Here is an 11,418-nt window from a genome sequence, read left to right as displayed (position 1 = left end):
CCGGCGGCGCCGCGGCGGCCGTCGCACGACCCGAACGACCCCGAGGTGCAGCGCGAGCGCGAGCTTTTGAAGCTGGCGGTGCAGCGGCCGGCCGTGCTCGGCCCGCAGTTCGACCAGATCCCCGCCGAGGACTTCCTGGCGCCGCCGCACGCGGCGGTGCGGCAGGTCATCGCGGCCGCGGGCGGCGTGACCGCGCCGGTGAGCGCCGCCGAATGGGTCGGTCTGCTGCGCGAGCACGCGCCGAACGAGCAGGTCAGGGAGCTGGTCACCCGGCTGGCGGTGGAACCTGTTCTCTTCGCCGGTGATTCGGACGACCGATACGCCGCAGACCTCCTGGCCCGAATCCAGGAACGCCAGGTCACGCGCATGATCGCCGATGCCAAATCTAAACTCGCGCGGCTGAATCCGGCCGAGCAGGTCGAGGAGTACAACCGGCTGTTCGGCGATCTTGTCGCGCTTGAGCAGCAGAGACGGGAGTTGCGCGAGCGCGGCCTTGGCTCCCAGTGAGTCACGGGACCGCAAAAATGGGTCCTGTGATCTAGGCCCTTCGTACCGCAGACTGTCACCGTGGGCCCTTCGGTGCTGCCAAGCGAGGCGCCATCGGTTGACCAGGTGGCGGACCTCGTCGCGCGCGGCAGAGAGCGCGGCGGTGTGACGGTCGACGACGTCGCCGCCGCTCTCGATCGCTCGGACTTGCCGGACGACTCCCTGGAACGGGTCGTCCGGATGCTCGCAGAGCAGGGGGTAGAGGTCCTCGAGTCTCCGCAGGAGACCGAGGACGTCACGCGAGCGGATGAGGGAGACCTCGGCAAGCGGGCGCCGACGAGCGACCTGGTTCGGATCTACCTGCGGGAAATCGGTCGCGTACCGCTGCTCACGGCAGAAGATGAAGTCGAACTCGCGAAATCGATCGAGGCGGGCCTGTTCGCCGAGGAGAAGCTGCGGCACACCGCCATCCTCTCCCCGATGGAACGGCTCGATCTCGAACTGCTCGCCCGCGAGGGGGCGCGGGCGAAGCAACGCCTGATCGAGGCCAACCTGCGCCTGGTGGTGTCCATCGCCAAGCGCTACGTCGGCCGGGGCATGCTGTTCCTCGACCTGATCCAGGAGGGAAATCTCGGACTGATCCGCGCGGTCGAGAAATTCGACTACACAAAGGGGTTCAAGTTCTCGACCTACGCCACCTGGTGGATCCGCCAGGCGATCACCCGCGCCATCGCCGACCAGGCCCGGACCATCCGGATCCCGGTGCACATGGTGGAGACCATCAACAAGCTGGTCCGCGTGCAGCGCCAGCTGCACCAGGACCTCGGCCGCGAACCCGCCCCCGAGGAGATCGGCCGGGAGATGGGGCTGCCGCCCGCCCGCGTGGTGGAGATCCAGCGCATCGCCCAGGAGCCGGTGTCCCTGCAGTCGCCCATCGGGGAGGAGGACTCCGACCTCGGCGACTTCATCGAGGACGCCGACGCCGTGGTGCCGATCGAGGCCGCGGCGTTCATCCTGCTGCAGGACCAGCTGGAGGACATCCTGGGCACGCTGTCGGACCGCGAGCAGCGCATCATCCAGCTGCGCTTCGGGCTGACCGACGGCCATCCCCGCACCCTTGAGGAGGTCGGCCGCGAGTTCGGCGTGACCCGGGAACGGATCCGGCAGATCGAGTCCAAGACCCTGGCCAAGCTGCGCCATCCCTCGCGCGCCCAGATGCTCCGCGAGTACCTGGACTGACCGGCCGGCGTCCGGGGCCGGGGCGGCGCCTCCGGCCCCGGGCACCGGCCCGCCGGGGCAAGGGATGTGACGGAACGGTCGTAACCTCCCACTCTTCCGTCTCGTGGATTACGGTGGGAGCCATGCTGATCGTGACGACTGACGGGCTGGCCGGGCATGAGATCCGCGGTGCGCTCGGCGAGGTCATGGGGGTCGCCGTCCAGACCGATCAGGGCCGTGCCGCGGCGCCCGGCGGGGCCAGCGCCACCTTCCGCGTGACGGGCGAGCAGCCGGGCGCGGGCCTGGCCGGGCTGCGCCGCCAGGCGATGGAGCGTCTGGGCGAGGACGCGCGCCGCAAGGGCGCCAACGCGGTGGTGGGCATGCGGATGGACTCCGTCGCGCTGGCCGGAGGCGGTCACGAGGTGTGCGCCTACGGCACCGCCGTGTGGGCCGAGCCCGCCGCGGGCGCCCCGCGCGACCAGGCCGCCGCGCAGCAGTCCCCGGCCATGCCGCACATGCCGCCGTACGGGGACCCGCAGCCGGGCGGACCGCCCATGGCCGCCCGCAACCTCACCATCGGCGTCCACGACCGTCCCCGCTGACCCACGGCGCCGCGCAGGCTCAGCCGCTGCTTCAGGCGTCGGGTCAGGCGCCGGCGGCGCGTTCGGCGCGGATGCGGGTGACGACGTCGCCGGCCGCGGTCTTGATCGAGTCCAGTTCCCGCAGGTATCCCCAGTAGTCGGGGTGGGCGCCGGTCAGCAGGCCGGGGGCCTTCTCCAGACGCTCGACCAGGGCGTCCAGCGCGCGGGCGTGGTGCGGCGCCGGGCCGCCCGGCGCGGCGACGGCCAGCCGCTGGGCGTCCCGGACGGCGAACCGCACCGCGTCGGCGGGCTTGCCGGGGTCGGCGGCGGCCTCCTCCAGCTGCGTCACCCGTCCCGTCACCTGCCCGGCGCGGCGGTCGGCGGCGTTCAGCTCGGTGCGGGCGGCGGTGAGCGCCTGCTGCGCCTGCCTCCACTCGGCGCGGCCCGCGTGCGCCGACGCCTCGGCGAGCCGTTCGCGGGCCCGCTCCACGGCCGCCTCGACCGCCTCCGGCGCGCCCCGCAGGTCCTGCCAGCAGGCCTGCGAGTAACCGCGCAGCAACTGCCGCATGGCCTGCCGCACCGCCTCCACCCGGCCCGCCACCACGTCCACCCGGGTGCGCACCGAGGTGATGCCGTTGCGCACCTTCTCGGCCTGCCGGGGCAGCTCCTCGGCGGCCTCGCGGGCGCGGTCGGCGATCTCCCGCACCTCCTCGGCCTTCTCCATCGCCCCGGCCAGGCCGAGCCCGCCCAGCCCCTGCGAGCCCACCAGCGCCAGCGCCTCGCGGGCCCGCGCCAGCTCCGCCTCCGGCTCGGCGGCGTCGAACCCCGCCTCGCGCGCCCGCGCCACGGCCGCGTCGGCGGCGGCGACCGCGTCGCGGGCAGCCGTCAGCCGCGGCGGCAACTGGTCGAGCGCGGCCTCCAGGCGCCGCATCCGCGGCGCGAGCCGCTCGGCGAACCCGTTGAGCCGGCCGGTGACCTCCCTGAGCCGGTCGGTGACGGCCAGGAACGCGCGGCGGGCCGCGTCGTACTCGGCGGGCGTGCGGTCCTCGGTCAGGTCGTGCGCGTCCACGACGCCGATGTAGGCGACGGCGGCGGCGTCGGCGTTCTGGCTCAGCCCCTCGAACTCCGCCCGGACCGGGGCGGCCGCCGCCCCGTCCAGGTCCGCGAACAGCGTCACGCGGCCCTCGACGTACTTCTGCGCCTGGTCCATGTCGTAGAACGCCGTGGCGGCCGCGTCCCTGGCCTCCGCCGCCGCGTCCGCCGCCTGCGCGCCCCGGCCTCGCCGGCGGGCGTCCCCCGCTCCCAGCAACGGTGCCCTCCCTTCGCTCCGCTCCAGTCTCGCCCAGCCGCCCGTCCCGTACACCTTCCGCCCGTTGTGTTCCCACCGGAACCTGGGGGCCGACCGGCGTACGGGGAACGGATAGCATCGCTCCAACGTCGGTATAGCGAAGCGTCGAGACGGCGCGGCGCGCATCGGCGCCGGCAGCCAGCGATCATGGAGGCACCGTGGGCGTCAGTCGCAGCGGGGGCGGCAGCGCGTTCTCGAGCGGTCTCCCGGCGGCCACGGTGTCCGGCGAGCCCCTCCGGGCCGCGGCGGACCACGGGTCGCGCACGGCCGGGCGGGCGCTTGCGCGGCGGCCGGCAGCGCCATGGAATTCGGCGTGAAATCTGATCAACGAGTCTCCGAGGGAGTGGACCGACCATGGGTGTGTCACTCGCCAAAGGCGGCAACGTCTCGCTGACCAAGGCCGCGCCGAGCCTGACCGCCGTCGCCGTGGGCCTGGGCTGGGACGTGCGGGCCACCACCGGCGCCGACTTCGACCTGGACGCCAGCGCGCTGATGCTGGGGCCCGACGGCAAGGTGCTGTCCGACCAGCACTTCGTCTTCTTCAACAACCTGCGCAGCCCCGACGGCTCGGTGGAGCACACGGGGGACAACCTGACCGGTGAGGGGGAGGGCGACGACGAGGTCATCAACGTCGACCTGTCGGCCGTCCCGGCGGGCTGCGAGCGGATCGTGTTCCCGGTGTCGATCTACGAGGCCGACGCGCGGGGGCAGAGCTTCGGGCAGGTCCGCAACGCCTTCATCCGCATCGTCAACCGCGCCGACGGCAACGAGCTGGCGCGGTTCGACCTCAGCGAGGACGCCTCCACCGAGACCGCCATGGTCTTCGGCGAGCTGTACCGCCGCGGCGGCGAGTGGAAGTTCCGCGCCGTCGGTCAGGGGTACGCCTCCGGCCTGGCCGGGATCGCCATGGACTTCGGTGTCAATGTCGGCTGAGCCGCCGGCCGCGGCCGGCCCGGCTCCGATCGTCGGTTCCCCCCAACGAGCAGAAATACGCGCATGATTCTTCGCACCTTCGGGTGGTCCTTCGCCGTCACGATCCTCGGCCTGATCGTCGCCTTCCTGTACGACGGCGGCGTGGGCCTGGCGCTGGTGGCCGTGCTGGCCGTACTCGAGATCTCGCTGTCCTTCGACAACGCCGTCGTCAACGCCAAGGTGCTGGAACGGATGAGCCCGTTCTGGCAGAAGATCTTCCTGACCGTCGGCATCGCCATCGCCGTGTTCGGCATGCGGCTGGTGTTCCCGCTGGTCATCGTGGGGATCACCGCCTCGCTCGGCCCGATCGAGGCGTTCGACCTGGCGCTGAACGACTCGCACCGCTACCACGAGCTGATGCGCGACGCCTACCCGACGATCGCGGCGTTCGGCGGCATGTTCCTCATGATGCTCTTCCTGGAGTTCGTCTTCGAGGAGCGGTCCGAGAAGTGGCTGCCGTGGCTGGAGGCCCCGCTGGCCCGCATCGGCAAGCTGAACCAGCTCGCGGTCGTCGTGGCGGGCGGCGCGCTGGTGGTGGTCGCCAACTACTTCGCCGACGACCCGGGCGACGTGATGATCGCCGGAGTGCTCGGCATGCTGACCTACATCCTGGTCAACGGGCTGGGCGAGCTGTTCTCCGAGGCCGGCGGCGTCGACGACGATGACGACGAGGACGACGAGGCCGGGGAGCGGGCGGCCGAGCCCGCGCGCCGCGGCGGCCCGAGCGAGCTCGCCCTGGCCACCGGCAAGGCGGGCTTCTTCCTGTTCCTCTACCTGGAGGTGCTGGACGCCTCGTTCTCCTTCGACGGCGTCATCGGCGCGTTCGCCATCAGCACCGACCCGATCGTGATCGCGCTGGGCCTGGGCATCGGCGCCATGTACATCCGGTCGCTGACGGTGTTCCTGGTCCGCAAGGGCACCCTGCACGAGTACGTCTACCTGGAGCACGGCGCGCACTGGGCGATCGGCGCGCTGGCGGTGTGCATGCTGGTCGGCATCGGCCACCACGTGCCCGAGTGGATCACCGGCGGCCTGGGCGCCGGACTGATCATCGCCGCGTTCCTGTCCTCGATCCTGCGCAACCGGCGCGAGGAGTCGGGCGCCGCGCCCGGCGGCCCGAGCGGGGACAAGGAGCTGCACTCCAGCCAGGTCTGACCACCAGCTCCGTCCACCCAGGGGCCGATCAACAGATCCGATCAACAGGTCCGAGCCGCACCCCGCACCGCTCACGCGAAGGAGCCGATGATGTCGATTTCGCTGCAGAAGGGGCAGAAGGTCTCCCTGACCAAACCCGGGGGAGGCGGTCTGACCCGCGTCAAGATGGGGCTGGGCTGGGACGCGGCGCCCCGCAAGGGGCTGTTCGGCCGCGCCAAGCCGCAGTCCATCGACCTGGACGCCTCCTGCCTGCTGTTCGACGCCGCCGGGAACCTGGCCGACTCGGTCTGGTTCCGGCAGCTGCGCAGCAAGGACGGCTCGGTGCTGCACACGGGCGACAACCTGACCGGTGAGGGGGAGGGCGACGACGAGGTCATCAACGTCGACCTGACCGCCGTCCCGGCGAACGTCACCCAGCTGGTGTTCACCGTCAACTCCTTCACCGGCCAGGACTTCTCGCAGATCCAGAACGCCTTCTGCCGCCTGGTCGACGAGACCACCGGCCAGGAGATCGCCCGCTACGAGCTGAGCGGCTCCGGGCAGCACAACGCCCAGATCATGGCCAAGGTCTCCCGGGACGGCGGCGGCTGGGCGATGACCGCGATCGGTGCCACCGCCACCGGCCGCACCTTCCAGCACCTCCTCCCGGCGGTCTCCGCCCACCTGTGACGGACGGGCACACCGACGGGCACACCAACGGGCCGGGCGCGCGCCGTCTCACGGCGGCCGCGCCCGGCCGTTGTGTTCGATGCGCGCGGCCGCGCCGAGAGCGCGTTTCACGCCCGCGCCGGGACGGACGGGAACGTATCGGCGGTTCCGCTCGTTAGCGGACATACTCTGAAGTGTCCGTGGGCGTCCGAAACGGCGGCGGCCCAAGGCCCGGCCGCCGGCGCCCATGCGGCGGCGTGGTACGGCGAGGGCGGGGCCCTTTCGGCGATGGGGAAGGACCCGGCGTGCGTCATTTCGACCACATCGACATCGGGCATCGCAAGCACCTGTTCTACCGGCACCCCCGGCCCTTCGGCCGGCACGACGACCCCGACGTGCTGGCGGTCGCGCTCGGCGCCACGCTGTACTGCCCGGCCACGCGCCCGTCCCTGGCGCGCGACATCGTCAAGGCGGCCCGGCGCGGCGTGGCGAGCATGGTGGTCTGCCTGGAGGACGCCATCGCCGACGCCGACGTGGCCGCGGCGGAGGCCAACGCCGTCCGGGCCTTCCGGGAGCTGTACGACCGCGACCCGGGCGCGGCCGACGACGAGCCCGGAGACGCCGCCCACGGCCGCGGCAACGGCCGGCCGCGCCGCGGCCCCGACATCCCGCTGCTGTTCGTCCGGGTGCGCACGGCCGAGCAGATCGGCGACCTGGTCGACCGGCTGGGCCCCGCCGCGGACCTGGTGAGCGGGTTCGTCCTGCCGAAGTTCACCGCGGCCGCCGGCGGCGCGTTCCTGGACGCGCTGGAGGACACCGCGGCCCGCACCGGGCGGCGGCTGCTGGCCATGCCGGTGATCGAGAGCCGTGAGGCGATCCACCGCGAGACGCGCGCCGACATGCTGCAGGACGTGGCGCGGCTGCTGGCCAAGCACCGCGACCGGGTGCTGGCGGTACGGCTGGGCGCGACCGACCTGTCGGCGGCCTACGGGCTGCGCCGGCCCCCGGACCTGACCATCTACGACATCCGCCCGGTCGCGGACGTCATCTCCGACGTCGTCAACATCCTGGGCCGCGCCGACGGCACCGGGTACGTGGTGACCGGCCCGGTGTGGGAGTACTTCTCGGCGGGCGAGCGCATGTTCAAGCCGCAGCTGCGGCAGTCGCCGTTCGAGCGGCAGCGCGCGGCCCCGCTGCGGGAGCGGCTCATCACCTCCGACCTGGACGGGCTCATCCGCGAGGTGCACCTGGACAAGGCCAACGGGCTGCTCGGCAAGACCGTCATCCATCCCAGCCATGTCGCGGCGGTGCACGCGCTGTCGGTCGTCACCCACGAGGAGTACTGCGACGCCGCCGACATCCTCGGGGTGGCCGGGGGCGGCGCGATGGCCAGCGCCTACGCCAACAAGATGAACGAGGCCAAACCGCACCGGGCGTGGGCCGAACGGCTCATGCTGCGGGCGCGTGTTTTCGGGGTGGCGGCCGAGGGCGTCACGTTCGTGGAACTGCTGGAAGCGGCGGGCCGCCGGTGAGCCCCGGGGGCGAGGGCCCCGGGCGCGTCTGGCCCGGGGAGTGGGTCGCTGCGCGCCTGGGCGTGCGGCTCGTCGACGGGGAGCGGCCGGCCGGAGTGGGGCTGGCTGACCTGGTGGGGTTGGCGGTACGCCGCAATCCGCGTCGCGCGCATCTGCTGGTGTCGTCCGTCCTGGGCAAGCACGTGCCCACCGATCCGCGACTGGTGTACGGGGCCGGGCTGCTGCTGGGACGCCTCGTGCGCGCGCGCCTGCGGCCCGAGCCGTTGGGCGCCGCCCTGCTCGCGGAGGCGCTCTCCCAGCAGGACGGGGCCGCCGCGGCGTTGCGGGACGCGCACAAGGGGCCGCATGCGCCCGTGCAGGCCGTGGTGTTCGGATACGCCGAAACGGCCACGGCCCTGGGGCACGCGGTCGCGGACGCCCTGGGCGACGCGTACTACCTGCACTCGACGCGGCGTCTCGTCCCCGGCTTCACCCCCTACGGCGCGTTCGAGGAGGAGCACAGCCACGCCACCAGCCACCTGATGCTGCCCGGGGATCCCGACGCGTTCGGCCGTGAGGCCCCCGTGGTCCTGGTCGACGACGAGCTGTCCACCGGCACGACGGCGCTCAACACCATCCGCGCGCTGCACGCCGTACGGCCCCGGCGGCACTACATCGTCGCCGCGCTGGTCGACCTGCGGGACGACCGCGCGCGGGCGAGGACGCGAGAGCTCGCCGCCGACCTGGACGCCCGCATCGAGACCGTCTCACTGGCCGCAGGACGCGTCGAACTGCCCGCGGGCATCCTCCCGGCGGGGCAGCGCCTCGTCGCCTCGCTGTCGCACGATGCGCGCCGTACAGGAGGCGCCGCGCACGCCGTGCGGCGCGTCGACATCGGCTGGCCGGACGACCTGCCCGACGGCGGGCGGCACGGCTTCGGGCCCGACGACGGCCGGCGGCTCGCCAAGGAGCTGCCCGCCATGGCCGGCCGCCTGTCCCGCGCCCTGCCCGCCGGGCGGCGCCGCGTGCTGGTGCTGGGCTTCGAGGAACTGATGTACGCGCCGCTGCGGCTGGCCGAGGCCCTCGCCGACGCCCGGCCCGACCTGAGCGTCCGCTACTCGACCACGACGCGCTCGCCCGTGCTGGCCGTCGACGACCCCGGCTACGCCATCCGCACCCGGCTGGTGTTCCCCGCCCACGACGACCCGTCCGACGGCCCCGGGGAACGCTACGCCTACAACGTCGCGCGCGGCTTCGACGCGATCGTCCTGGTCGTCGACGACGCCGGCGACACCCCCGCTCTGGCCGCCGGGCTGCTGCGCCGCCTCGCCGAGATCGCCGACGTGCTGCTGGTGACCGTCCCCGCCCATCGGAGGCAGAGCAGATGACCCCCGCGCCCCTGTACGGCCCGGACTTCGGCAGCTACCCGGCCGAGGACGTGGCCTGGCTGCTGAAGGACCTGTCCGGCGTCCGCCTGGAGGCCCCCACCGAGGAACGCGAGGCCGCGATCCAGGCGGGCCGCGCCCACTACGCCGAGTCGCTGCCGGTGGAGTACCAGCCCGGCCCCGAGTACCGGCGGCTGTTCCACCGTGCCCTGGAGGAGTCGGCCGAGCGCGTCGCCCACGCCGTCGGGCTGGTCACCGAGCTGGTGCTGGCCGCGCGCGGACCCGACGCGGTACTGGTGTCGCTGGCCCGCGCGGGCACCCCGGTCGGGATCCTGGCGCGGCGCTGGGCGCGGTTCGCGCACGGCCTGGACCTGCCGCACTACGCGATCAGCATCGTCCGCGGCCGCGGCATCGACACCGTCGCCCTGCGCCACCTGGCCGCGCACCACGACCCGGCGCGGATCATGTTCGTGGACGGCTGGACGGGCAAGGGCGCGATCCTCCGCGAGCTGACCGCCGCGCTCGACGGGCACGCCGCCGCCACCGGCGTCCGCTTCCCCGCCGACCTGGCCGTGCTCGCCGACCCCGGCCGCTGCACGCCCCTGCACGGCACCCGCGACGACTTCCTCGTCCCCTCGGCCTGCCTGAACTCCACCGTGTCCGGCCTGGTCAGCCGGACCGTCCTCAACGACCGGCTGATCGGCCCCGGCGACTACCACGGCGCCAAGTTCTACGCCGAGCTCGCCGCCGACGACGTGTCGGCGGTGTTCCTGGACGCGGTGTGCGCCCGCTTCCCCGACGTCGCCGAACGCGTGGCCAAGGACGCCGCCGAGGCGCTCGCCGCCGACCGCGCGGCCGGCCGCGCCGCCGACTGGTCGGGCTGGGAGGCGGTCCGCCGCGTCGGCGCCGAGCACGGCGTCGACGACCTCAACCTCGTCAAGCCGGGCGTGGGGGAGACCACGCGGGTGCTGCTGCGCCGCGTCCCGTGGAAGGTCCTGGCGCGCGCCGACGCCGGAGCCGAGCTGGACCACATCCGGCTGCTGGCCGCCGAACGCGGCGTCCCCGTGGCCGAGGTCGACCCGGCGGCCCTCCCGTACGCCTGCGTCGGCCTCATCCACCCCCGCTTCGCGAAGGGACGCGCCCAGTGAACGACGTCCTGGTGTGCTCCGACCTGGACCGCACCCTGATCTACTCGGCGGCCGCGCTCGGCCTGCGGGGCCGCGACGCGGACATGCCGCGCCTGCTGTGCGTGGAGCTCTACCAGGGCGCCCCGCTGTCCTACGTCACCGAGACCGCCGCCCGCGACCTGGAGGCGCTGGCGGACGCGGCCGCCCTCGTCCCGGTGACGACCCGCACGCCCGAGCAGTACGCCCGCGTCCACCTGCTGGACAAGCCGCCCGCGTACGCGATCTGCGCCAACGGCGGCCACATCCTCGTGGACGGCGTGGACGACGCCGACTGGGCCGCCGCCGTACGGGCCCGCGTCGCCGACGGACGCGCCCCGCTGGCGGAGATCCGCGCCCACCTCGCCGCCACCGCCGGCGACTTCGTGCTGAAACGGCGCGTCGCCTCCGACCTGTTCGCCTACCTGGTGGTGGACCGGGCCGCCCTGCCGCCCGGCTGGTTCGACGACCTCACCGGCTGGTGCGCCGGACGCGGCTGGCGCACGTCCCTGCAGGGCCGCAAGATCTACTGCCTGCCCGAGCCGCTCACCAAGGCCGCCGCGGCCGCCGAGGTCGCCCGCCGCGTCGGCGCCGGGACGATGCTGGCCGCCGGCGACTCCCTCCTGGACACCGAACTGCTGGACGCCGCCGACGCCGCGATCCGCCCCGCCCACGGCGAACTCCACGACACCGGCTGGACGGCCCCCCACGCCACCGTGACCGCCGCCCAGGGCATCGCCGCGGGCGAGGAGATCGCCGCCTGGCTCCTGGCCCGCGCCACGGCCGGCCCGCAGCCCCGGCCGTCCGCTCCCTGGCGCACCTTGTGATCGTTCACCGTGCACTCCGCCGGAATGGGGGGAAACTTCATCCGTCCGGGGGTCGCCGTGACGGCGTTGGAGGTTCACAATCGCGGTATCCCTCGATGCGTTGAGGCGCGGCGGCCCCTTCGCG

At 73.6% G+C, this 11,418-nt stretch carries 10 protein-coding genes and 1 pseudogene; 10 read left to right on the top strand and 1 reads right to left on the bottom strand.

Going from position 1 to position 11,418, the window contains the following annotated elements; genetic code table 11:
- The 3 genes and pseudogenes from ABD811_RS10675 to ABD811_RS10665 all read left to right on the top strand — a co-directional run.
- A pseudogene (locus tag ABD811_RS10675) lies at positions 1–507 on the top strand (DNA primase); the annotation flags it as partial.
- Positions 508–612: 105 nt separating this feature from the next.
- Positions 613–1,725, top strand: coding sequence for an RNA polymerase sigma factor RpoD (rpoD, locus tag ABD811_RS10670; RefSeq protein WP_344944636.1), 1,113 nt, complete (start codon positions 613–615; stop codon positions 1,723–1,725).
- 122 nt (positions 1,726–1,847) lie between these two features.
- Positions 1,848–2,306 (top strand): YbjQ family protein, encoded by a 459-nt coding sequence (locus ABD811_RS10665; RefSeq protein ID WP_344944634.1) that lies wholly within the window; start codon positions 1,848–1,850, stop codon positions 2,304–2,306.
- Between the two features lie 43 nt (positions 2,307–2,349).
- Here the strand turns inward: ABD811_RS10665 and ABD811_RS10660 are convergent, their stop codons facing one another.
- Positions 2,350–3,594 (bottom strand): coiled-coil domain-containing protein, encoded by a 1,245-nt coding sequence (locus ABD811_RS10660; protein WP_344944631.1) that lies wholly within the window; start codon positions 3,592–3,594, stop codon positions 2,350–2,352.
- A 393-nt stretch (positions 3,595–3,987) separates the two neighbouring features.
- Here ABD811_RS10660 and ABD811_RS10655 point away from each other — a divergent pair, with 393 nt between their 5' ends.
- From ABD811_RS10655 to ABD811_RS10625, 7 genes are all read left to right on the top strand, one after another.
- Positions 3,988–4,566 carry a TerD family protein gene (locus tag ABD811_RS10655; protein WP_344944628.1) on the top strand — a complete coding sequence of 193 codons (579 nt, stop codon included), beginning with the start codon at positions 3,988–3,990 and terminating at the stop codon, positions 4,564–4,566.
- Positions 4,567–4,629: 63 nt separating this feature from the next.
- Entirely contained in the window at positions 4,630–5,760 is a 1,131-nt protein-coding gene (locus tag ABD811_RS10650) for a DUF475 domain-containing protein (RefSeq protein WP_344944625.1), read from the top strand.
- 90 nt (positions 5,761–5,850) lie between these two features.
- Positions 5,851–6,429, top strand: coding sequence for a TerD family protein (locus ABD811_RS10645; RefSeq protein WP_344944622.1), 579 nt, complete (start codon positions 5,851–5,853; stop codon positions 6,427–6,429).
- Between the two features lie 284 nt (positions 6,430–6,713).
- Positions 6,714–7,940 carry an HpcH/HpaI aldolase/citrate lyase family protein gene (locus ABD811_RS10640; RefSeq protein ID WP_344944619.1) on the top strand — a complete coding sequence of 409 codons (1,227 nt, stop codon included), beginning with the start codon at positions 6,714–6,716 and terminating at the stop codon, positions 7,938–7,940.
- Between the two features lie 95 nt (positions 7,941–8,035).
- Positions 8,036–9,307, top strand: coding sequence for a phosphoribosyltransferase family protein (locus ABD811_RS10635; protein WP_344944616.1), 1,272 nt, complete (start codon positions 8,036–8,038; stop codon positions 9,305–9,307).
- Positions 9,304–10,452, top strand: a complete 1,149-nt coding sequence (locus tag ABD811_RS10630; RefSeq protein ID WP_344944613.1) for a cysteine protease StiP family protein — start codon at positions 9,304–9,306, stop codon at positions 10,450–10,452. The genes ABD811_RS10635 and ABD811_RS10630 overlap by 4 nt, the downstream gene beginning before the upstream one ends.
- Entirely contained in the window at positions 10,449–11,294 is an 846-nt protein-coding gene (locus ABD811_RS10625; RefSeq protein ID WP_344944610.1) for an HAD family hydrolase, read from the top strand. Before ABD811_RS10630 ends, ABD811_RS10625 begins: the two co-directional genes overlap by 4 nt.
- Positions 11,295–11,418 lie beyond the last annotated feature (124 nt).

It is taken from the genome of Actinomadura miaoliensis (assembly GCF_039536785.1).
Classification (GTDB): Bacteria; Actinomycetota; Actinomycetes; order Streptosporangiales; family Streptosporangiaceae; genus Spirillospora; species Spirillospora miaoliensis.
The sequence above is the reverse complement of the archived record's forward strand: the minus strand, read 5'-3'. Positions and strand labels throughout refer to the sequence as shown.